This window comes from Streptomyces himastatinicus ATCC 53653, assembly GCF_000158915.1.
GTDB classification, from domain to species: domain Bacteria; phylum Actinomycetota; class Actinomycetes; order Streptomycetales; family Streptomycetaceae; genus Streptomyces; species Streptomyces himastatinicus.
Genome location: NZ_GG657754.1, coordinates 10739064 through 10761377 on the forward strand (window position 1 = coordinate 10739064; position 22314 = coordinate 10761377).

At 71.2% G+C, this 22314-nt stretch carries 22 protein-coding genes; 7 read left to right on the forward strand and 15 right to left on the reverse strand.

The genetic code is table 11. From position 1 onward, the window contains the following. Positions 1–955 (forward strand): RICIN domain-containing protein (locus SSOG_RS45160; protein WP_009721023.1); only part of this gene is annotated, 955 nt, incomplete at its 5' end. Positions 956–1205: 250 nt separating this feature from the next. Here SSOG_RS45160 and SSOG_RS45165 read toward each other — a convergent pair. From SSOG_RS45165 to SSOG_RS45190, 6 genes are all read right to left on the reverse strand, one after another. Then, on the reverse strand, positions 1206–1583 hold the full coding sequence (locus tag SSOG_RS45165) for a nuclear transport factor 2 family protein (protein WP_039940305.1): 378 nt from the start codon (positions 1581–1583) through the stop codon (positions 1206–1208). After that, positions 1580–3001, reverse strand: coding sequence for an FAD-dependent oxidoreductase (locus tag SSOG_RS45170; RefSeq protein ID WP_039940306.1), 1422 nt, complete (start codon positions 2999–3001; stop codon positions 1580–1582). Before SSOG_RS45170 ends, SSOG_RS45165 begins: the two co-directional genes overlap by 4 nt. Before the next feature lie 8 nt (positions 3002–3009). Beyond that, a complete protein-coding gene (locus tag SSOG_RS45175; RefSeq protein ID WP_039940307.1) occupies positions 3010–3555 on the reverse strand; it encodes a hypothetical protein in 546 nt (181 codons plus the stop codon). Between the two features lie 80 nt (positions 3556–3635). Continuing rightward, on the reverse strand, positions 3636–4523 hold the full coding sequence (gene ubiA, locus SSOG_RS45180) for a 4-hydroxybenzoate octaprenyltransferase (protein WP_039940309.1): 888 nt from the start codon (positions 4521–4523) through the stop codon (positions 3636–3638). A 123-nt stretch (positions 4524–4646) separates the two neighbouring features. Beyond that, positions 4647–6149: a class I adenylate-forming enzyme family protein gene (locus SSOG_RS45185; protein WP_050800214.1), complete on the reverse strand. Its 1503-nt coding sequence runs from the start codon at positions 6147–6149 to the stop codon at positions 4647–4649. Positions 6150–6187: 38 nt separating this feature from the next. Continuing rightward, positions 6188–7213 (reverse strand): Lrp/AsnC family transcriptional regulator, encoded by a 1026-nt coding sequence (locus SSOG_RS45190; protein WP_039942839.1) that lies wholly within the window; start codon positions 7211–7213, stop codon positions 6188–6190. Between the two features lie 115 nt (positions 7214–7328). Here SSOG_RS45190 and SSOG_RS45195 point away from each other — a divergent pair, with 115 nt between their 5' ends. Together SSOG_RS45195 and SSOG_RS45200 are read left to right on the forward strand one after the other, a co-directional pair. Continuing rightward, a complete protein-coding gene (locus tag SSOG_RS45195; protein WP_009721029.1) occupies positions 7329–8882 on the forward strand; it encodes an AbgT family transporter in 1554 nt (517 codons plus the stop codon). Positions 8883–8932: 50 nt separating this feature from the next. Continuing rightward, a complete protein-coding gene (locus tag SSOG_RS45200) occupies positions 8933–10114 on the forward strand; it encodes a M20 family metallopeptidase (RefSeq protein ID WP_009721030.1) in 1182 nt (393 codons plus the stop codon). Between the two features lie 77 nt (positions 10115–10191). On the opposite strand, the gene SSOG_RS45205 is transcribed toward SSOG_RS45200, so the two are convergent. Further along, positions 10192–11172, reverse strand: coding sequence for an NmrA family NAD(P)-binding protein (locus SSOG_RS45205; RefSeq protein ID WP_078510680.1), 981 nt, complete (start codon positions 11170–11172; stop codon positions 10192–10194). Positions 11173–11273: 101 nt separating this feature from the next. On the opposite strand from SSOG_RS45205, the gene SSOG_RS45210 reads away from it, so the two are divergent. The 4 genes from SSOG_RS45210 to SSOG_RS45225 all read left to right on the forward strand — a co-directional run bounded on the left by SSOG_RS45210 (position 11274) and on the right by SSOG_RS45225 (position 15240). Beyond that, complete coding sequence (locus SSOG_RS45210) at positions 11274–11828, forward strand: TetR/AcrR family transcriptional regulator (protein ID WP_009721032.1); 555 nt, start codon at positions 11274–11276, stop codon at positions 11826–11828. 237 nt (positions 11829–12065) lie between these two features. Continuing rightward, a complete protein-coding gene (locus tag SSOG_RS45215; RefSeq protein WP_009721033.1) occupies positions 12066–12851 on the forward strand; it encodes an IclR family transcriptional regulator in 786 nt (261 codons plus the stop codon). Between the two features lie 122 nt (positions 12852–12973). Then, positions 12974–13981 carry a PDR/VanB family oxidoreductase gene (locus tag SSOG_RS45220; RefSeq protein ID WP_039940311.1) on the forward strand — a complete coding sequence of 336 codons (1008 nt, stop codon included), beginning with the start codon at positions 12974–12976 and terminating at the stop codon, positions 13979–13981. Positions 13982–14022: 41 nt separating this feature from the next. Beyond that, positions 14023–15240 (forward strand): cytochrome P450, encoded by a 1218-nt coding sequence (locus SSOG_RS45225; protein ID WP_245606539.1) that lies wholly within the window; start codon positions 14023–14025, stop codon positions 15238–15240. A gap of 15 nt (positions 15241–15255) precedes the next feature. On the opposite strand, the gene SSOG_RS45230 is transcribed toward SSOG_RS45225, so the two are convergent. From SSOG_RS45230 to SSOG_RS45265, 8 genes are read right to left on the reverse strand one after another with little or no spacing between them, the layout of a single operon-like run. Then, on the reverse strand, positions 15256–16320 hold the full coding sequence (locus tag SSOG_RS45230) for a maleylacetate reductase (RefSeq protein ID WP_009721036.1): 1065 nt from the start codon (positions 16318–16320) through the stop codon (positions 15256–15258). Between the two features lie 28 nt (positions 16321–16348). After that, positions 16349–17248, reverse strand: a complete 900-nt coding sequence (locus tag SSOG_RS45235) for a dioxygenase family protein (protein ID WP_009721037.1) — start codon at positions 17246–17248, stop codon at positions 16349–16351. A 36-nt stretch (positions 17249–17284) separates the two neighbouring features. After that, on the reverse strand, positions 17285–17731 hold the full coding sequence (locus SSOG_RS45240) for a DoxX family membrane protein (protein ID WP_009721038.1): 447 nt from the start codon (positions 17729–17731) through the stop codon (positions 17285–17287). After that, the gene (locus SSOG_RS45245; protein ID WP_009721039.1) at positions 17724–18695 is read right to left on the reverse strand and encodes an alpha/beta hydrolase; all 972 of its coding nucleotides are present in this window, start codon (positions 18693–18695) and stop codon (positions 17724–17726) included. The genes SSOG_RS45240 and SSOG_RS45245 overlap by 8 nt, the downstream gene beginning before the upstream one ends. Beyond that, positions 18685–19092, reverse strand: coding sequence for a metal-sulfur cluster assembly factor (locus SSOG_RS45250; protein WP_009721040.1), 408 nt, complete (start codon positions 19090–19092; stop codon positions 18685–18687). Before SSOG_RS45250 ends, SSOG_RS45245 begins: the two co-directional genes overlap by 11 nt. Next, positions 19092–20165 (reverse strand): amidohydrolase family protein, encoded by a 1074-nt coding sequence (locus SSOG_RS45255; protein ID WP_039940312.1) that lies wholly within the window; start codon positions 20163–20165, stop codon positions 19092–19094. Before SSOG_RS45255 ends, SSOG_RS45250 begins: the two co-directional genes overlap by 1 nt. A gap of 50 nt (positions 20166–20215) precedes the next feature. Beyond that, positions 20216–20638, reverse strand: a complete 423-nt coding sequence (locus tag SSOG_RS45260; RefSeq protein WP_039940314.1) for a GlcG/HbpS family heme-binding protein — start codon at positions 20636–20638, stop codon at positions 20216–20218. Next, entirely contained in the window at positions 20635–22305 is a 1671-nt protein-coding gene (locus SSOG_RS45265) for a GMC family oxidoreductase (RefSeq protein WP_039940315.1), read from the reverse strand. Before SSOG_RS45265 ends, SSOG_RS45260 begins: the two co-directional genes overlap by 4 nt. Positions 22306–22314 lie beyond the last annotated feature (9 nt).

Here is a 22314-nt window from a genome sequence, read left to right on the forward strand (position 1 = left end):
GAGCGAAGACCAGCGCGACGCCGACGTCGGTTCCCTGGTCGCCACCGAGGGGGGAAGCCCCCCGAGCGCGTCCAAGGGAGACGGTGCGTCGGATGACGGGGACGATCCGCCGTCCGGCCGCCCGACCAAGGCGCTGCTGGCCGCGGCGGGCATCGGTGGCGCGCTGCTGATCGCCATACCGTTCCTGGTCGCCGGTACCAACAACGAGGACGACAGCGAACCGGCGGCGAAGGCCCGCGAGACGTCGGCCCGCACCATGCCGACGAGCGACGAGGACGGCGCCCCTGGGGCCTACGCCCCGAAGTCGCCGCCCGCCGACAAGCCGAGCTCCAAGACCAAGGCCAGGGCCAAGGTGAAGTCCAAGGCCCCCGAGAGCTCGGCCAAGCCGAGCCAGAGCCCCACGAAGGAGGTACAGGAGGCGTCCCGCACCGTCCCCAAGGAGGGAATAAAGGCGTCGCCGAAGCGGTCCGTGGCCCCGATCGACTACTCCAACAAGAAGAACGTCCTGCTCAGGAACGCGGTCACCGGCAAGTGCGCCGACATCCCTTACTACGGCAAGGGCAAGGTCGACGGTCCGGTCCGGCAGTACGACTGCGACGGCACGGACGCCGACAATCAGATCTGGAACTTCGAGGTGCGGTACAAGGGCCAGGGGCCCGGCTCCGCCAACCTCTTCCAGATCCGTAACGGCAAGGACGGCCTGTGCATGGACCTGCCGTATTACGGCGGTGCCGACCACGGCCAGACGGTCACGGAGTTCCACTGCGACGGCACCACCAAGGACAACCAGTTGTGGTGGCTGGAGAAGCGGGGCGACAAGAAGTTCTGGATCCACAACTACGCCAGCAATCAGCAGTGCCTGGCGGTGAAGGGCGCCCGGGGCACGGGTGACCCTCGCGCCTCACTGGCCATCGGCCCGTGCAGGTCGAACGCCAACCACGAGTGGACGTTCTGAGAAACGGCCACCCGGGGGCCCCGCGGGCCCCTTCCGCCCCACGGCGGAGGGGGCCCGCGCCTTGTCCGAACGGACAGGGCACTTGATCAGCTCAACGAGGCGCCCGGCGCTCAGCCGCGTTGGGCGGCTCGCGCGGTCTTGTCGAGGGTCGGGCCGTACATCGGGGTGCCGCCGTCGCCCTTGCCGTGGCTGTTGACCGAGACCACGGTGCCCTCGCCGGTGGCGGAGTCGAAACCGGTGATCCAATGCGTCAGCCGGGCGGACGGATGTACCGGTTGCGCAGGTTCGTGATCAACCCGTCGGTGTCGACGGTCGCGTGCTCGATCCCGGCCGCGGTCATCAGGCTGCCGTCGGCCCGGCGCGCCGCGACGACCCAGTGCGACTCGATCGTGCCGTCCTCAAGGATCGTGGTCGTCCAGTAGTGCTTGCTCTCGGCCACCGCCGCTACGAAGGCCCGGTAGAACTCCATGATCGCGGCGATGCCGGTCACCGGCTCGTCGCGCAGCCTCACGGTGGCGTCCGGCGCGAAGATCGTGGGGAGCTCCTCCAGCGCCGACGGGTCCCGCACCGCGCGGTCGGCGAGTTCCATGTAGCGGTCGAGTGCTGTCTGCGTCGTCCGGTCCGTCACATCGTCTCCGTCATCGTGTACTCCTGCCGGATCCGCTCCTCCGGCATACCGTTGACCCGCGCAGCGCGAAGCACCAACTCCGGTGCCATCAGCGACGCGGGATGGGCGGTCATGAACCCCACCGCCCGCAGGGCCGTGCCGACCTGCTCGTCCCGGCCCGCCGCCTCCCGCACCTGCCGCATGGCCCACGCCCGCCGCCGCTCCTGCTGAGTGTCCGGTGGCGCGGCCAGGCCCAGCCGGATGGCGTCGCCGGCCGTGGACGTCTGCCAGGCGGCTTCGACGACGACCTTCTCCAGCTCGAGGAAGTGCCGGGCGGGGACGTTCAGGTCGGGGCCGGAGCGCAGGTACTCCGACAGGCAGGAGGCGTGGAGCGCGGCCGAGGACATGCCTTGCCCGTACAGGGGGTTGAACGAGGCGACGGCGTCGCCGACGACCGCCAGGCGGGCGGGGAAGCGGTCGAGCGCCTCGAAGTGGCGCCACCTGCTGTCGGGGTGGCGGTACGGGACGACCTCGCCGACGAGTTCGCCCTTGACGGCTTCCTGGAAGATCGGTGGCAGCTCCCGGCACCGGGCGACGAACTCATCGGACGTGCGGCACTCCGCGCCGTTGCCGAAGGAGGAGAGCATCACCGCCCACTGCTGGTTCTCGATCGGGCTGACCGCCGCTCCGGCGATGTCCTTCGGGAAGTGCGGGCTGTAGCGGGAGATGCCGCTGAGGGGGCCGTCCCAGTCGGTCGAGCGCGTGAAGCGGGCGGACAGGTAGCGGATGTCGGCCGGGAGCCGTTCCGTCTCCGGGCGGGGCCAGCCGCCCCGCTCCAGCCAGTCGGTCAGCCTGCTGCCGCGACCGGAGGCGTCGACGACGAAGTCGGCCGGGACGACGACGTGGTCGCCGCCGCTCGCGTAGCGCACCGACTCGACCGCGCCGCGCGCGTACCGCAGCTCGGTGACGCGTCCACACACCAGCTCGACGCCCGGCAGTGCAAGCGTGCGCCGCCGGATCAGCGACTCCAGGAAGGGGCGACTGCTCCCCACGAACCGCGCGTTGGGGGTGGCTATCTGCTCGACGTCGTCGAGGTAGGTGGCGGTGCGCTCCGGACCGCAGAAGACAGCACCCTCGGCGAGGGCCTGCGCAACGACACCAGGGAAGAAGCGTTCGAGCTGCGCGTGTCCGCCGGGCAGCAGGAGGTGCACCTGGGGGCCCTGCGGGACGCCGGGACGAGCCGCGCCGCTCACGGCGGCTTCCGGGTGGTCGGGCTCGATGATCACGACACGGTCGGCGTGGTCCGCGAGCACCCGCGCCGCGACCAGGCCGGCGACGCTGCCGCCGAGCACGCAGGCGGTGCCGAGATGAATCGTGCTGTGGACCGGCGTGACGGTGGTGGTGAGCCGCTCGAAGACCGCGGCGGGAGAGTTCGGCATGTGATCCCTCATGCGTCGTGAACGGCGTCTCGATCGAGGAGACTTCGTAGGAAAGTCTCCCGTACGAGACCGATGGGCACGGTCCCACGGCACAGCAGCGCGGTGACGATCAGCACGGGAGCGCCGGTGTCGCCGGGTGGTCGTACGGCGGGTTCGAGGCGGGTCGGTTCGGAGGACGCGACCATCACGCGCCGCACACCACCACCCGCGGCCAGCGCGCGCCCCAGCGGTGTGTCGGTGGTGCTGAGAACGGAGCGTTCCTCGGGGCTGATGCGGTCGAGCGCCACGACGGCGCTCGCGGTGACGACCTTGTCGGTCCCGGCGCGCAGGTGAACGGTGCGGAACTGCACACGGGCACCCGGCGAAAGCCACATCAGCTCGGCCACCCGCTCCGGCGGTAAGAAGGCGTCTCCCTCCGCCTGCGCCTCCGCCTGCGTCGATCCCCGGCCGCATGTCCGCTCGGCCGACGGGATGAGCAACCGGCCATCCGCCCGGTGGCGGACCTCCACGGTGACCGGAGCACCGCACCACTCCTCCAGCACCCCGGTGGCCAACCTCCCTGGCTCCTGAAGGAGCGATACGAACCGGGCCAGGCTGCGCGACTCCGTGCGTTCGGACGACGGATCCGCATGCCTCAAAAGACTCTCCCCGCAACAATGGCGACGAGCGCGAGCCACCCGAAGAAGCGATTCGACACGAACTTCTCCCGGCAGTCGGCGGGGTCGTCGATATCCACCGCCGCCACCTGCCAGAACAACTGCGCCACGCCCGGCAGGAACAGTGCGTAGAACGTCCAGTGCAGACCCGCGACGGCTCCGGCGGCCACGATCCCGACCACGGTCGCCCCGTAGAACCCGGCCACCCAGGGCCGGGTCGCCCCGCCGAGGCGCAGCGCGAGGGACTTCACCCCCACCTGCACGTCGTCCGCCTTGTCCTGGTGGGCGTAGATGGTGTCGTACCCCAGCGTCCAGAAGAAACCGGCGACGTAGAGCAGGAGCGCGGGAGTCTCGATCCTCCCGGCCACCGCGAGCCAACCCGCGAGGATGTAGCAGCCGAAGACCATCCCCAGCCACGCCTGCGGCCAGTAGGTGATCCGCTTCATGAACGGGTACGCGACCACCAGCGGATACGAGGCGGCCACGAGCACCGCCGCCGGAACGCTGGCCACAGCCAGCACGAGCAGCGCCGCCACCGCCTGCACCACGGCGAAGACAAGCGCCCCCGCGACCGTGACCGTACCGGCCGGGATCGGCCTCGCGACGGTACGTGCCACCCGGGCGTCGACCTCGCGGTCGGCGAGGTCGTTGACGGTGCAGCCGAAGCCGCGCACCAGCACCGCACCGACCGCGAACGGCAGCACATGCCGCCAGTCGGGCGGCCCCGACGAGGCGAGCGCGATCCCCCACAGACCGGGGAGGAGGTACAGCCAACTGCCTATGGGCGCGTGCATCCGCGCCAGCTGGAGATACGGGAGGACGGCCTTCGGCGCACGCGGTACGACCGATGCCGCGACGCTCGGCACGACTAACCGGTACCGCCCGCTCTGCTGCGAAGGTTGAGCGGAAATATCGATCACCTGACCGTTCGAGAACGATTTTGGTGACTCTTGCAGAAAGCCAACCCCAAATTGACTAGTTTCCCGTGGCTAGACGAACTGGTCGCCCTGTGCGCGAAGCACCCTGCGCACTACCTTGCCGTTGCCGTTGCGGGGCAGTGCGTCCAGCCATACGACATCCTGCGGAACCTTGTACCAGGACAGGGTGGACCGGGCGAGCTCGACCAACTCGGCGGCAAGTGCGTCGTCACCCCGCCCCGGCCCTTCCTCGGGCGAGCCCGGTGCCGCGGCGGCGACGACGTAGGCGCGCAGGCTCATGTCTCCGGCCGAGCGCCGCACGGAGCTGACCGCCGCCTCCAGCACGCGCGGGTGGCTCTCCAGCAGGCGTTCCACCTCGCTCGGCACCACGTTCTTTCCGCCGATCACCTCGACGTCGTCGAGCCGGCCGTGCGCGTGCACGACACCGTTCCCGTCGATCGAGGCGAGGTCGCCGGTCGGCCACCACACGTCGGTCAGGATGTCGGGTCCGAGGCCGCCGCGGGCGACGCCGCGGGTGGCGACGGGGACGCGGATGTGCAGCTCGCCCCTGCTGCCCGTGGGCAGCTCCCGTCCGCCCGCGTCGACGACACGCACCGGCCTGCCGGGCAGGGGCAGGCCGACCGCCGACGGCACGTCGTAGTCCGCGGGCAGGCCGAGGGCAACGCCACCGGCCTCCGTCGTGCCGTAGGTATTGAGCAGCCGGTCGCCCATGATGGGCACCAGCTGTTCGCGCAGTCGCGCGGAGAGCACCTCCCCGGCACAGAAGGCCTGACGGACGTTGCCCAGCACCTCGGCGTGGCCGGGTTCGAGCAGCAGCCGCGCCAGGAAACTCGGCTGCGCGAACAGGACGGTGACGTGGTGCCGGCGCATGAGCTCGACCGCTGCGGCCGGGGTCGCCCGGGGCCGCGACAGCACGGCCATCTGCCCGGTCTCCAGGGTGGTGAACACCGACGCACTCAGCCCGCCCACGAAATACATGCGCGACACCGAGAGCCCGACGGTGTCGGGGCCGCTCACCAGACCAGGCGCGCGGGGAGCGCCGAGGTCGCGGTGGCGGAAGAAGCACAACTTCGGCGCCCCGGTGGTGCCGGAGGTGAACACGGCCAGCGCGGCGGCGTCCCCGCCCGCGGCGAACCCCTCGTCCGGCTCTGCCGCGACGAGCGGACCGACCTCGGTGGTCGGAGTCAGCCCGGTGTCACCGAGCCACCCGGCGGTCTCCGAGTCGACCACGGCAAGCGCCGGTTCGGCCGTGACCGCGTCGCGTGTCAGATCCTCCCGGCTCATCTGGACGTTCACCGGCACCGCGACGAGACCGGCCTGCCACGCGCCGAGCAGACACCACACCATCTGCACACTGTCGGGTAAGGCGAGCAGCACCCGGTCGCCGGCGCGCAGGCCGTACGACCGGTATCCGGTCGCCACCCTCGCCGCCCCGTCGAGCACCTCCGCGAAGGTCCACGCCCGGCCGTCGGCGTGGAACGCGGTCCGCTCGCTCCACCCCTCCTCGCGCACATGTTTCGCCCAACGACGCGTCACGTTCTCGGAGTTGTCCACCCGGTGATCCTCTCTCAACCCGGGAAGGTGAGGGCTGCTTACAGCAGCGTCGGCGCGTGGAATTCGCCGAGACCGGAGTCCAGGTCCCGGTCCAGCCAGTAGCGGCGCGGTTCCGCGAGCATGACGTCGACGCTGACGGCGAGGATGCCGGGGATCTTGGCCAGCTCGTTGTCGACGAAGAGCGCCAGGGCGGAGCGTTCGGTGACCAGGCCGATGGCGAGGACGGACATGTCGCTGGCGACGTGGGCGACGAGCCGGGTCTGGGGGAGCTGGTCGATGCGGCGCATGACGTCGGGGGTGTCACCCGGGGCCACTCGCAGGTGGAGCATGAAGGGGGTCTGGAAGCCGAGCCATTCCGACACGATCTCCAGGCGCGGTTTGACCCATCCCTCGTCGAGGACCCGGCGCACGACGCGGTGCGTGGTGGAAGTGGCCAGACCGGCGGTTCGGGCGACGCCGGCGGCGGAGACCCTGCCGTCCTGGATCAGCTGGGCGACGACCGTGCGTTCGGCCTCGCTGAGCGGTTTGGCGGGGGGTGTCGCGGTGGCGGTGCCCTCGGGGCGGGCGCCGGTGAGCTCCAGCAGCCCGGCGCGTTCGGTGTCGGTGAGGAACTGCGGGTCCCAGGTGATTCCCCGGCGCAGGGTGCTGAGGGCGGGCAGAGCGTTGACGCGGCGGACGCCGGGGACGGAGAACATCCGGTCGATCGCCTCGCTGGTGGCGGCCTCGGAGGGGGCGTGGACGACGGCGTAGAGGGGATAGTCGCCGGAGATCTGTGCCAGAAGCTGGAGGTGGGGCAGGTCACGGAGCCGGTGGAGGACAGCGAGCGGGGTTTCGCCGGTAATGTCCAGGAAAACGTGCACCGGCATCGTCGTCGAGTGCATGCCCCAGTCGGCCTGCCCGATCACGCGGACCATTCCGGCCTCGCTCAGCCGGTCGTAGCGGCGCTTGAGCGTGCTGGCGTCGGCGGCCAGGATCCCGCCGATGTCGTCCCAGGTGGCCCGGGGTGCCAGATGCAGCGCGCCGATGAGGCGCCGGTCGAGCTCGTCGAGGAGAGGGCGGGTCATGGTCATTCACCTTAGCCTGCCGGTTAATCCCACTATTACATCCTGAGACTAGAGAATCTCTCGCCTGAGTGTCATTGTTCGCAGGAACATCCCTCGTACGCACAAAGAGGTACCGATGAGTGCCACCTCCGCTCCGCCTCAGCCGACCGAGCCCCAGTCGAGAGCCCTGCGCACCGCGTTCCGCAGTTTCGCGGCGATCGAGAAGGTCGGTAACAAACTCCCCAACCCGTTCTGGCTGTTCTGGATCCTCGCGGGGGTCGTCGCAGTCCTCAGCGCCGTGCTGGCGGCGGTCGGCGTCAGCGCCGTGCACCCCGGCACGCACGAGACCATCAAGGTGGAGAACCTGCTCAGCAAGGACGGCCTCACCATGGCCGTCGAGGGGGCCGTCGACAACTTCGCGGCCTTCCCGCCCCTGGCCACCATCCTCACCGTGATGTTCGGCATCGCCGTCGCCGAGCGGAGCGGACTGTTCTCCGCCCTGCTGCGCCGCATGGTCGCGCGGGTGCCGGGCAGGTACCTCACCTTCGCCCTGTCGATGACGGCCATGATCAGCCATGTCGCCGGAGACGCCGCCTACGTCACCCTCATCCCGCTGGGCGCGTTGATCTTCCGTGCGGCAGGCCGCAGCCCGGTGCTCGGCTGCATCGTCGCCTACGTCTCGATCTCCGCCGGGTACGACGCCTCCCCATCGCTCACCACCACCGACGTACTGCTGTCCTCGATCTCCACCGCCGCCGCCCACACCATCGACGCGAACTACGTCGTCACCCCGGTGGCCAACTACTTCTTCGGGCTCGGCTCCTCCGCCCTGGTGGCCTTGGTGATCACCTTCGTCGTCGACAAGGTCCTCGCCCGCCGCTCCGACCTGGAGCCCGACGCGCCGGTCGCCGCGCCGGACGCCGCGGAGCTGGAGGCGATCGAGGTCACCGGACAGCAGCGCCGCGCGCTGCGCGTGACCGGGCTGGTCGCCATCGGCTTCATCGCGTTCCTGGCGGTGGCCATGATCCCCTCGTCCTCACCGCTGCGCGGCGAGGATGGCGGCATCGTCGACTCCCTGCTGATCGGCGGGATGGCGCTCGTCCTGGGCGTGTTCTTCGCCGTGCTCGGCACCGTCTACGGCCGGATGACCGGCACCTTCTCCGCCTCCCGCGACATCATCGCCGCGATGGTCGACGGAACCCGGTCGATGGCGCCGATCCTGGTCCTGTTCTTCGCGATCTCCCAGTTCCTCGCCTACTTCAAGTGGACGAACATCGGCAACATCCTCGCCGTCAAGGGCGCGGAGGCGCTGCGTGGCCTGGACATGCACGGCTGGACCGTGCTGGTCGGCGTCGCCGTGCTGATCACGTTCATGAACCTCGTCATCACCAGCGGCTCCGCGCTCTGGGCGCTGGCCGCGCCGGTGCTCGTGCCCATGCTGATGCTGATCGGCATCGAACCCGAGGTCACCCAGGCCGTCTACCGCGTCGCCGACTCGGTCACCAACTGCGTCACCCCGATGAGCCCGTACTTCGTGATGGCCCTGGGCTTCATCCAGCAGTACCGCAAGTCCGCGGGCATCGGCACCCTGGCCTCCTTCACGATCCCGATCGCCGCCGCCGTCTGGGTCGTCTGGGTCGCGTTCTTCGTGGCCTGGTACCTGCTTGGCATTCCCTTCGGCGTCAGCTGACCCCGACTGCCGAGGAACGTCGCCCACCACCCTCCAAGAGAAAGCAGATCATGACCGCATCGCCCGCTGCCGCCCTCACCTCCCGAGCCCAGGACGTCTCGTCGGAGATCATCACCGACATCCTGACCCTCGTCCGCCACGAGAGCAGCAGCTACGACCTGCCCGCCCTGGCGGCGGGCCTGGACCTCCTGCGGCGCCTGGCCGTCCACCGGCTCGGCCGGCCCGACCGCGAACAGCGCCACCCCGGCGGCGAGCACGGCGACACCCTCACCCTGACCTACACCGGTACCGGCGCCGGGCACGTCGCGCTCGTCGGCCACTACGACACCGTATGGCCGACCGGCACCCTCGCCGGGTGGGAGCAGCCGGAGGCGTCCGACCACGGCCGGGAGAAGCTCAGCGGGCCGGGCATCTTCGACATGAAGACCGGCCTGGCCCAAGGCATCTGGGCCCTGAAACTGGCCCGGGAGAGCGGCGCACCCGTGCCCACCGTCACCTTCCTCTTCAACGGCGACGAGGAGATCGGCTCCCTGTCCTCGCGACCGCTGATCGAGGAGGTCGCGCAGAAGGCCGACGTCACGCTGGTGCTGGAGCCGACCGCCCACGGCGCGGTCAAGACCGCCCGCAAGGGCTCCGGGATCTTCCGGGTCACTGCCACCGGCGTCGAGGCGCACGCCGGGCTCGCACCTCAGAACGGGGCGAGCGCGATCACCGCGCTGTCCGAGTTCGTGGTCGCCGCCGCGGCCGTCGCCGCCCCCGACCAGGGCACCACGATCAACACCGGGCTCATCAACGGCGGCTCCGCCACCAACGTCGTCGCCGGGCAGGCCACCGCCAGCGTCGACATCCGCGTCAGCAGCGTGGCCGAACAGGCCCGTGTCGACCACGAACTGGACGCCATCCAGATCAGCGACCCCCGCGTCCGCATCGACATCGAACACACCTGGAACCGGCCGCCGATGACCCTCAACGCCGCCTCCGCCCCCCTGCTCGCCCTCGCCCGAGAGGTCGCCCGCGAGCAGGGCCGCGACGACCTGCCCGACGCCGCCGTCGGCGGCGCCAGCGACGCCAACTTCGTTGCCGCCCTCGGGCTGCCCGTACTGTGCGGCATAGGCGCGGTCGGCGACGGAGCCCACGCCCAGGGCGAGTTCATCTACCCCGACACCGTGCCCGCCCAGACCGCCCTGGTCACGGGACTGCTGGGACGACTGGCAGGACCGCTGCGGGACTGAGCCGTGGCCTAGCGGAGCCGGGGACTTCGGGACGTGCAGGGCCTCGCCGCGGGTGGCGTGCTCGTGGGCGATGAGGCTTACTCGGGAGGCCGGGACGAATACGAGTCGGTGCTCACCCGGCTACGCCTCGCCACGCGAGCCGAACTTGGCCGCATGTGCTCCCGCGCCCATTCCTCGAAGCTGGTGAGGGGGATGCCGAGCTCCCTCGCGTACTGCGGGCGGCCCGGCTGGCCGACCACGTTCAGCCACTCGTGGTGGGCGCCCATCGCCGGCATTCCGGCGGCGAAGGCCTCCTCCTCGGTCATGTCCGGAGCGGACAGTCGCGTGCCCAGGGCGCGGGAGAGGGTCTCGGCGATCTCCGTCATCGACAGGTAGTCGCTCGCCAGCTCCAGCTCGACCCCGTCGAATCGCTCCGGCGCGGCGATGGCCGCGGCGGCCGCCCTGCCGATGTCGTCCACCGCGACCAGGGACAGCCGGGTCCCGGGGTTCAGGACGCTCACCAGGCCGCCCTCGATGCCGAGCGGGAACAGGAACGCCATGGACGGGAGGAAGTTCTCCATGAAGAAGCCCGGCTTGAGGAGCGTCCAGTGAGGGAAGTCGGCCGCGCGGACCCGGTCCTGGATCGCGCTCTTGGCGCCCAGGGTGGGTTCCATCGGGGCCCAGCGGCCTTCGGCCCAGCCGGGAGCCTCGGTGTGCCGCCCGGCGCCGGTGACGGACGTGTGCACGAACTGCGGCACTCCGGCGGCCTTCGCGCCCTCGACGAGGTTGACGCCCTGGGCCACCTCGCCTTCGAAGTCGAAGCCTTCCGCGGTGATGCCGGGCATCTGCACGGAGAAGACGGCGCGGGCGCCCTCGGCGGCCCGGATCACGGAATCGAGGTCGTGAAGATCGCCGGTGACCAGTTCGGCGCCGAGTGCCTCGACGGCCTTGGCCCGGTCGGTGGCCGGGTCGCGCACCAGAGCGCGGACGGGAACGTCCGCCGCGAGCAGTGCGCGGGCGGTGGCCCCGCCCTGCTTGCCGGTGGCACCGGTGACCAGGACGGGCGCGGCTGTGGACATGGTGCTCCCCGGGGACTCGTCCATTAAACGGCGGGGCCCGCCGTTTCTGCTCCGGTACGATACGGCGGGGCCCGCCACTTAGCAATCCTGGAGCTGACGCCATGCCCGAGCGCCAACGTGCGGACGCTCGCCGCAACTACACACGCATCCTCGCCGTGGCCGAGGAGGAGGTCGCCGCCCATGGCGCCGACGCCTCCCTGGAACAGATCGCCCGCACTGCGGGGGTCGGCTCGGCGACCGTGCGCCGCCACTTCCCCACGCGCCGCGCACTGCTGGAGGCGGTCTCCCGGAAACGCATCGACGCCCTGTGCGCCCGCGCCCACGACCTGACCGGTCGGCGCGACAGCCGGAACGCGCTCCTGGAATGGCTGAGCGACGTCGTCGCCTACTCCGTCTCCGCCCGGGGGCTGGCGGCCGCACTGGCCTACGACGGCCCGGTGCACGAGAACGGCTGTTCGGCGGCACTGGAAGAGGCAGCAGGCCCTCTGCTGCACCGCGCCGCGCAGGAGGGCGCGGTGGCGGCGGGCGTCACGGTCGCCGACCTGATCACCCTGGTCGTCGGCATCGCCCTGGCCACGGAGCACTACCCCGACCCCGCCGCCCAGGCGGACCGGCTCTTCCGGCTGGCCGTGGCGGGGCTGAGCCCGCAGAGCTGAACAAGGCTCGACCGGCGGAGTCGATGATCCTCCGGACAGGAGCTGACCAGCCCCGTCGGCGGCAGGATGGGGGCGTTCCCGTCGGATCGTTTGACGAGCACGCCACGTTCGGTGGGAGCTCCGGTGCGGACGAGGGCTGCTGTGACGAGCCACGGGTCCGCCCTGCCTGCGCCGCGCGTCCCCATAAACGAGTGGCCGTGGGCTTGACGCGTCCGGGAGAGATCCGATGATGACGAGGTGAGGACACAGAACGGCGAGTCGGTCCTGGCGCGGGCCGTACGGATCTTCGAGGCGTTCACGCCGGAGGAGTCGGCCCTGACCGTCTCGGAGGTCTCCCGTCGTACGGGGCTGCACGTGGCGACCGCGTCGCGCCTGGTGGCCGAGCTGGTCTCGTACGGGCTCCTGACCCGGGACGCCGACCGCCGGATCCGGGTCGGCACGCGCATGTGGGAACTGGCCACCCGGGCCTCGCCCACCCTGCCGCTGCGCAACGCGGCCATGCCGTTCCTGGAGGGCGTCCACGATGTCGTCGGCCACCACGTACAGCTCGGCGTGCTGGACGGCGACGAGGTGCTGTTCCTGGAGCGGCTGACGGCACCGGGCGCGGTCATCAACTACACCCGAATCGCGGGCCGCCTTCCGCCGCACGCCTCCTCCAGCGGTCTGGTCCTCCTCGCCCATGGCCCGGCCGACCTGCGGCGGCGGGTGCTCGACGAGCCGCTGCACCGCTACACGCCGGATACTCCGGCCACCGCGGCGCGGCTGCGGGCCGTGCTGGCCGAGGTCCGTCGGCAGGGGTACGCGTGCTGCCCCGGGTACGTGCACCCGGAGGCCCTGGGCATCGCGGCGCCGGTGCGTGACGCACGCGGTGAGGTGGTGGCCGCGCTGGCGGTGATCGTCCCGAACGAGGCCGGGGCCGCGTCCGTCGTGCCGGTGGTGCGGACCGCGGCACGTGGTGTCTCCCGGGCGCTGGGGGCGGCGGGTTCCCCGGGGCGGCCGCGCGATGCGGGTGGCCTCAACTGACGGCAGTGCGAGGGCCATCCGAGGTGCGCCGCACGTTCGTCTCTCACTGATTGAGAATGCCGTCGCGACGGCCCGTGGCGGCCGCGCATCCTGCCTGCAACCCAACGACGGGAGAGGGCAACGTGGCGGGAAGCAGCGTGGTTACGGATGCCGAGTCCGGAGTCGGCGCGGGGCAGTCGACGCCCGGGCACGCGGCAACTCTGGTGGTCGCCGCGAGGGAGCGTGTCGCCGAGGACGTCGTGTCGCTCACCCTCGCGCGCCCGGACGGTGGCCGGTTGCCGAACTGGACACCGGGTTCCCACATCGACCTGGTGTTGCCGGAAGGGGCGACCCGGCAGTACTCCCTGTGCGGCGACCGATGGGACGCGCACACCTACCGGATCGCCGTCCTGAGGGAACCGGCGGGGCGCGGCGGCTCCGCATATGTGCACGACCGACTGCGTCCGGGGGACCGCGTCGGGGTCGGCGGCCCGCGCAACCACTTCCCCCTCGTGCCGTCGGAGAAGTACTTCTTCATCGCGGGCGGCATCGGCATCACCCCGCTGCTGCCCATGGTGCACCAGGCCGAACTGCTGGGTGCCGACTGGCAGTTGCTGTACGGCGGCCGGACCCGGGCGTCGATGGCCTTCCGCCAGGAGCTGACGGATGCCTACGGCGAGCGGGTACACGTCGTCCCGCAGGACGAACTCGGGCTGCCGGACCTCGCGGCCCTGCTGGGCACGCCGCGCCCCGGCACCAAGGTGTACTGCTGTGGCCCTGCCCCGCTGCTCGCCGCCGTCGAAGCGGCCTGCGCCGCCTGGCCGCCGTACGCCCTGCGCTTCGAGCGCTTCACCGCAGCCGCGCAGACCGGGCCGGTACGGGAGACACCCTTCGAGGTGGAGCTGCGCCGTACGGGACACACCGTCACCGTCACCCCGGAGGTCTCGGTGCTGGAGGCGGTGCGTCGCGCCGGCGCGGACGTGCTGTCCTCTTGCGAGCAGGGAACCTGCGGCACCTGCCTGACGCCGGTGCTGGAAGGGCAACCCGACCACCGGGACTCCGTCCTCACCGACCAGCAACGGAGGGCGAACGACTGCATGTTCGTGTGCGTATCCCGGTCCTGCGGCGACCGTCTCGTCCTCGATCTCTGAGATCTCCACGATCTCTGAGATCTCCACCTTCCCGAGGAGCCATGATGTCCGAGGCACTGGAGCGTGCCGTCGCGCTGCCCGTCAGTGACGCCGACCCGTTCGCCCACGAGGTCCTGCTGGACCCCGAACCGCTGCACCAGGCTCTGCGCGAGGCCGGCCCGGTCGTGTACCTGTCGCGCTACGACGTCCACGCCTTGGCCCGCTACGAGCACGTGCACGCCGCTTTGGCGGACTGGCAGCACTTCGAGTCGGGCTCCGGTGTGGGCCTGGCCAACTTCCGTCATGAGAAGCCGTGGCGCCCGCCGAGCCTGCTCCTGGAGGCCGACCCGCCACGCCACGACGCACCGCGTCGGGTGCTGAGCGAGATCCTGGCCCCGCCCGCCCTTCGCCGTCTGCGCACGAGGTGGGCCGCGGTGGCCGAGGAACTGGTCGACCAAGTCCTCCGTGACGCAACGGAGTTCGACGCCTTCGTGGCACTGGCGGAGGCGTTCCCGCTTCGTGCTTTCCCTGACGCCGTGGGCCTCGGCCCCGACGGCCGGGAGAACCTCCTGCCGTACGGAAATATGGCCTTCAACGCGTTCGGCCCGCGCAACGACCTCGTCGCGGCGGACGCCCACAGGGTGGCCGAGCTTTCGGCATGGGTGAACGCCCAGTGCACCCGGGAGGCGCTGAGTGCGGACGGCTTCGGCGCGCAGATCTGGGCCGCCGCCGACCGTGGTGATCTCACGCACGAACAGGCACCGTTGGTGGTGCGGTCCCTGCTCACCGCCGGTGTCGACACCACCGTGCACGGCCTGGCGGCCTGCCTGTACGCCTTCGCCACCCACCCCAGCGAATGGCAACGACTGCGGGAGCGGCCGGAGCTGGCGCGAACCTCCTTCGACGAAGCAGTCCGCTGGCAGTCACCCGTGCAGACCTTCTTCCGCACCGCCACCACCGACGTCACCGTTGCGGGCACGGTCGTCCCCAGAGGGACGAAGATCCTCATGTTCCTCGGCGCGGCCAACCGCGACCCGGGCCGCTGGCACGACCCCGACCGCTTCGACCTCACCCGTGACCCCTCCGGCCACGTCGGCTTCGGCATGGGCCCGCACCAGTGCGTCGGCCAGCACGTCGCCCGTCTGGAGGCCGAGGCGCTGCTGACCGCCCTGGCTCGCCGCGTCCAGCGGATCGAACTCACCGGCACACCACACCGGCACCCCAACAACACCCTGCGCTCATGGGCAGCCCTGCCCGTGCGCGTCCAGACGGTTGCTTGACCGGCCGCCGGTTCATCACTGCTGACTCGACGGGTCGGCACCGTGCCATGCGGCTCGCAACAGTCGCCTCAGATCATGACGGGCCACAGGGCGCGGGTTGTTGGCCGGGACCACCTCCAGGATCGCGCGTACGGCATCATCGATATCCGCCTCGTCGAACCCGTGGTCGCGCAGTGCTTCCGGCGCGTCCACCGCACGACGCAGCCGCTGGAGGCCCTCAACGGCCGACGCCGCGCCGAACGCTTCCGCGATCCGGCGCTCGGCCTCCGGGGCGGCGGGTGCGTTGAACGCCAGCACGTACGGCAGCACGATCGCGTGCGTCTGGGCGTGTGGCAAGTCATACGCGCCACCCAGCACATGGCAGATCTTGTGATGGAGTCCCGAGCCCGCCGAGGAGAACGCCACCGCCGACAGATAGGCCCCGTACAGGACCCGCTCGCGGCCCTCGAGCCCGGTCGGGTCGGTCACCACGGTCGGCAGCCCCGCCGCCAGGGCGCGGATGCCCTCTCCCGCCAGCGCCTGGTCCACCGGGTCGGTGCGCGGCGCCCACAGGGAGTCCACGCAGTGTGCGAGGGCGTTGAGCCCCGAAGCCACACTCATGGCCACCGGCAAGGAGAGCGTCAGCGTCGCGTCGTACACGATCGAACGAGGCAGAACCCGCGCGTCCACGCCGGTCGTCTTGCGGGTCCCCTCGGTCAGGCCCCAGACGCTGGTGGCCTCCGACCCCGCGTACGTCGTGGGTACGGCCACGATGGGGAGCCCGCTGGTCAGCGCGACCGCCTTCGCGAGTCCGGTCGTGGAACCCCCGCCGACGCTGACCAGGAGGTCCACCTCGTGTGAGGCCGCCACGGCGCGTGCCCGCTCGGCCGAGGCGACCGGTACATGCATCACCACCTCGTCGTGGCGGACCGCCACCGGCACCTGGGCGGTGACCTTCTCGTCCAGACCCGCCACGGAGCGGGCCGCGATCACCATCGCCCGGGAGCCGCCCAGCCGCTCCACCTCGGCGCGCACCGCCGCCGGAGCGTCGCCGGGTGCGAAACACACGCGCTGCGCCAGGGTTTCATGCTCGAACCGCACGTGAGCCTTCTCCTTCTGTGCGTGGAGATCATGTCCGCTGAGGGGCGAGCACGATGTCGAACCGCACCCGGGACCAGCTCCGTCCCGACAGGTCGCGCCCGTCGGGAGCCGGTGTGCCGGCCGGCTGCCGTTCGAAGCGCTTGACGAGGGATTCCTTGACGCCGAACACGGCGTCGGAGCCCAGCAGGCTGTCGCCCTCGACGAAGATGTGGGTGACGAGGGTGCGCAGGCCGGGCGAGGCGGCCATGAAGTGCAGATGGGAAGCGCGCAGGGGTGAGCGCGCGGTCTTGTCGAGCAGGGTTCCGACGGGCCCGTCATGGGGAATGGGGTACGGCGTGGGGGTGAGTCCCCAGAATGCGTAGGCGCCCTGGTCGTCGGTGTACAGGTGGGCCCGGGCGGCCAGGTGGCCGTCGTCGTGCTGCACGTCGTAGAGGCCGTCTTCGTCGGCTTCCCATACCTCGAGGCGTGCGCCGGGGACGGGGTTGCCGTCGGTGTCGGTGACGGTGCCCTCGACCCAGCAGGGTTCTCCGGGGGCGCCTGCGGCCATGTCGCCGCCCGGGGCGATCTCGGGGGAGCCTTCGACGAAGAACGGGCCGACGACGGTGGCCTCGGTGGCGCCCGCGGTGGCCTCGTGGTTGACGTTGATGGTCTGCATGGAGGCGCCGAGGACGTCGGACAGCAGCACGAACTCCTGGCGGCGGTCGGTGGTGATGTGGCCGGTGGCGGTGAGGAAGTCGATGGCCTGCTGCCATTCGGCTTCGGTGAGGCGGACCTCGCGGATGAAGGCGTGCAGGTGGCGCACCAGGCCCTGCATGAGTTCCTTGAGCCGGGCATCCGGCGTGTTGTGGAACGAGGCGAGCACCGTGCGGACCAACTCGTCCTCGACGTGACGTTGCCGGTCCGGCACCGCGGGAGTGGTGGTGGTCATGGTGAGGGTCCTCCTGACGTGGGCGTGGTGATTGTCCTACCCGGAGGCGCGCCGGGTTCGACGCTCGTCATGGACGATGACGGCGAGCAGGCCCCCGGCGAGGGCGAGGTTCTTGAGGAAGTCGCCTTGCTGGTGGGCGCGTTGCGGGCCATCGGGCTGGGTCCAGAAGGGGAAGGCGGCGAGGGTGGTGGGGACCAGCGAGCCGGTGAGCGCCGTCGCGCAGGCCGCGGGCGCGATCCCGGCCGCCAGTGCGGCTCCCGCGGTGACATGGACGGCCGCGTTGGCGCGGACCAGCTGGCGGTCGGTGAACCGGTCCAGGAGTGGCGCCGCACGGCGGCACCGCTTCAGGAAGGTTTCCGCTCCCCGCGCGGGGCCGTCCGGGTGCCGCCACACGTGGCGGCCTCCGGAGACGAAGACGGCGGCCAGCGCGAGATGGGAGAGCGCGCGGCCGATGGTGTCGTAGCGCGGTGGTGTGTCAGGCATGCCATGGATCCGTTCGCAGGTGGCGGTCGAAGAAGCGCTCGATCAGTGCGGGGGTCAGCAGCACGGGGCGTTCGACGTCCGGGGCGCGGGGCGACAGCGCGGTGGCCGTCATGGGGTGCAGTTCCCAGTCGCCGGTGTTGAGGAAGCCGTGGTCGGCGCCGTGGACCAGCAGCAGATGGGACTCGGCGCCCGCCGCGCGCAGGGCGTCGTGGAGCCGGTGACTTTGTGCCGGTCCGACGAGGAGGTCGGCGTCGCCGTGCAGCAGGAGCACGGGCGGTACACGCGGGTGGGCCTGCCGGGCCGGGCTGGCCTCGACGGCGGTGGCGGCCCGGTCCGACGGGCGTCCGCCAAGGAGGCCCCAGGCCGGATCGGAGAGGTCCACGCCCAGCACCCCACCGGGCAGGGCGTCGTCGTTGAGACGCAGCAGATCCGTCGGGGGATAGCCCGCCACCACGGCTCGTACACCGGGCTCCGCGGGGGAGCCGTCGGCGTCGGCCGCGAAGGCCGCGAGCAGTGCCAGGTGCGCGCCCGCGGAGCTGCCCCACAGTCCGATCGACGCCCGGTCCAGGGCATGGGTGTCCGCGATGGCGCGCAAGTGGCGCAGCGCGGCGAGGACGTCATGCAGTGGGGCGGGCCAGGGGGAGACCTCGGAGGAGCGGTACTCGATGTCCGCCATGGCGTATCCGCGTTCGGCGAAGAGCCGGGTCAACCGGGGCCCGTACCCCCGCCGTTGGTTGCGCCAGCCACCGCCCGCGAGCCACACGATCACCGGTGTGGGAGTCGGCGCGGATTGCGGCAGATACAGGTCCATCCGCAGGTCCGTGCCGTACGCGAGGTCGCGCACCACCCGGACGTCGGCCTGGGCGGTCTGCTCGGGGGGACGCGGTGCGCGGCTGAGCCCTTCCATGAAACGGCCCATGACGTCGGCGTTGTTCGCCCGCACCCGCGTGATGTCACTGGTCACCGGCTCGCCCCCGGGCGGTTACGGCCAGCAGGGGGAGCGTACGGCGCCTTCTCTCGCGGTGTTCGGCGAGCCGCTGCTGATAGTGCGGTGCGAGCATGTCCGGGGTCCACTCCATCTCGTGGTCCAGTGTGACGTCGACAGCGGTGACCCCCGGCAGCGCGGCGAGCCGCTCGCGCGCTTCGTTGGCGAACGAGCCCAGCAGCATGCAGGTGGGGTCGGTGAGCCCGAACATCACACTGATCCGCTGCCCGCCGCCGTCGTCGCTGTCGTCACGCACCTGAATGTCGCTGATCAGTCCCATGTCGTCCATCCCGGCCGGGACCCCGGCGGTGATGCTGCACGGGTCGGTGATGCCGTTGAGCACCTCTCGGATCCGGGCCTCGGTGACGCCACCCATCAGGCCACCACGCTCGTCGCGGACTCGGTCTTCCCGCCCCAGGGCTGGGCCAGTTCGGTGGTGTCGAACTCGTCGCCGGCGATGGTGGCGCGCAGCTCGGCCTCGTCGATGCCGTGCAGCCGCAGGAAGTTGCGGCCGAGGATGTTCTTCTTGGCGTCCAGGGTCAGTGGTTCCACGCCGCGTTCCTCGATCAGGTCCCGCGGTGTATCGAGATCCCAGAACGCCTCGATCAGCGGGCGCGGATGGGCCGCGATGACTCCGGTGCCCCAGATGACGCGCTCGGCACCGCCCGGGACCGCGAGGAAGGCCCCGATCGCTTCGGCGAACCGGCGCGGCGCGGTCCGTGCCAGGGCGGAGGTCACCTCCAGGTTGACCACGACGTTCGGGGCGCACTCCATCAGCATCGCGGTTTCCTCGACGAACGCCAGCCCGCCGTGCACCACCTCGAAGGTCAGGTCGGGGAACGCCGCCGCGGCGCCCTCGATGTCGTCGATCCGCAGCGCGTGGGCCGGGCCGGGGCCGACCGGGAGCGCCTTGTGGATGCCCACGACCTTCAGCCCGCGCTCCACGGCCCGCTCGAACACCGGGTAGCACACCTCCGGATCACTCATGTCCAGCGAGGTGACCCGGCCCTCGACCAGGTCGATCGGGTAGAGCTTGAGCGCGTTCACCCGGTGCTCGTCGACCAGTTCGTCGACACGGTCCACCGCGCCCGGCCGCAGCGGGGACACCGCGCCGTAGACCAGCACCCGGTTCGGCCACAGCTCCCGCATCGTGAGGCCGCTGGACAGACGGGAGCCGCCGTCGCGGAAGTGTCCGTAGATCGGTGTCTCGTGGTAGATGATGATGTCGGACTGGCTCTCCGCCAGGATCGACCGCCCGATGGCTTCGGCGCCCGCGCCGTGGTTGAGATAGAGGGATTTCTCGATGGCGTAGCCGGGGCCGCCGAACTTCTGGTGCTGGCGGTACATGTGCTCGCCGATCGCGCGGCCGAAGGCCGGGTCGACGCAGTTCTCGGGCAGGAAGTTGTAGTCGTGTGCCACGCCCTCGACCACAAGGACATCTTCGATCATCGTGTGCTCCTTCGGCTGTCGTTCCCTGAGGTGGGCTCGTGCGTTCGCGCTTACGCCAGCAGCCCTGTGATGCTCTTCAGCGCCGCCACAGCGAGGCGGTCGTCGGTGGCCCCGTCGGCGCCACCGATGCCGATGCCGCCGATGACCTCGCCGTCGTCCACGACCACCGGCTGTCCCCCGGGTACCGGCAGCAGGTGGCCGTCGACCAGATGGGGCGGGGCGGCGGCCATGGCCGGGTCCGTGGCGAGCGCCGCGAACGCGGAGGTGGTCATGCCGGTGACGGCCGCGGTGTAGGCCTTGCGGCGCGCGGTTTCGACCCCGATGGGTCCGACTCCGTCGTCGCCGAGCAGCACCTTGGTGATGCCGCTGCGGCCCACGACCACGACGCAGATACGCGCGCCCTCGGCTCGGGCCGCCTTCAGCGCGGCCTCGGCCGCGCCGTACGCGATGGCGTAGGTCAGGGGTTCCCTCATCCTGCGGTCCTCTCGGGGAGCGGGGCGGCGGTGGGACCGGAGGCGGCCGGGACCCCGCGGATCAGGTCCGACGCCTTCTCGGCGACGGCGATGACGGTGGCGTTGATGTTCGCGCCGGGCACGCTCGGCAGCACCGACGCGTCGACGACGCGCAGCCCGTCGATTCCGCGGACCCGCAGATCGGGGTCGACGACGGCGCTCTCGGAGGTGCCGATGGCGCAGGTGCCGCAAGCGTGGTTGGCGGAGTAGCCGGTCTCCCGCAGATAGCGGTCGAGGTCCTGGTCGGTGGTCATGCCGGGGCCCGGTGCGAGTTCCGCCCCGATCATCGGGGCGACCTCGGGGCTGCGCAGGATGGCCAGCGTGGTGCGCACGGTTTCCCGCAGCGCGACGACGTCCTCCGGCTCGGTGAGGAGGTTGAACGTGATGCGCGGAGTGGCCGTCGGGTCGGCGGACCGCAGCCGGACCTCGCCACGGCTGCGTGGGGTGGCGACGGCGTTGAGGGCCACGCAGCGGCGGTTGCGCAGTGGCCGGACGCCGGGGAACCAGGGCCGGGCGTCGAACCCGCCGGCCAGGATGCCGAGGAATCCGTCGGGGCGGTCCAGACCGGGGCGGGTCCGGACGTAGGCCGACAGGAATTCGGGCATCTGGGCCAGCGGGCCGCTCCCGGCGACGAGCCAGCGCAGCGCGTGGCGCACCAGACGGTCCGCGCGCAGGTGCTCGTGGAAAGTCACCGGTTCCGTGACGTCGAACAGCACGGGCGCGGCCGGATGCTCTTGCAGATTGGCGCCGACGCCGGGAAGGTCCACCACCGATTCGATGCCGTGCCCGCGCAGGTGCTCGGCCGGTCCTATGCCTGAACGCATCAGTATCTGCGGCGAGTTGTACGTTCCGCCGCAGAGCGCGACCTCGCGGGTCGCCCGGACCACCCGGCTCCGTCCGCCTTTCACGACGCGGACGCCGGTGGCGCGTCCGTTCTCCAGGAGGAGTGTGTCCACCAACACCCCGGTGAGCAGGGTGAGGTGGGGCCGTCGCCGCAGCGCGGGGCGCAGGTAGGCGGCCGCGGTGCTGTGGCGCCGTCCGCGGCGGATGGCGGTCTCGTTCTGGCCGGCGCCGGTGGGGTCGCCACTTTGCGTGTCGTCGGGGAACCCGATGCCCAGCGATCGGGCGGCGCGGTCGAGCCGCCGTCCGAAGGTGCTTCTTCCGGGGGAGGTCGACACGGTGACGGGCCCGTAGCCGCCGTGGTGTTCGGTGTCGCCGCGCCAACTGTTCTCGGAGCGGCGGAAGTAGGGAACGAGGTCGTCCCAGCCCCAGCCGGTGGCACCCGCCGTGACCCAGTCGTCGTAGTCGAGACGGTGTGCGCGGACGTGGGTGGAGCCGTTGATCGAGCCGGTCCCGCCGACCAGACGGCCACGGGGCACCGGAATGTGTCTCCCGTTCAGTCCCGGTTCGGGCTCCGTCTCGTACCCCCAGCCGATTCCCTCGCGCCCCGACAACAGCCCGACCCCGAGGGGCATGTGCACCAGCAGGCCGCGGTCCGCGGGCGGGCCGGCCTCGATCAGCAGTACGCGTGTCCCGGGGTCGGAGGACAGGCGTGCGGCGAGGACGCAACCGGCCGTGCCCGCGCCGACGACGACGTAGTCGTACTCGGCGCCGTGCCCGGCGCTCATGCGGGAGGT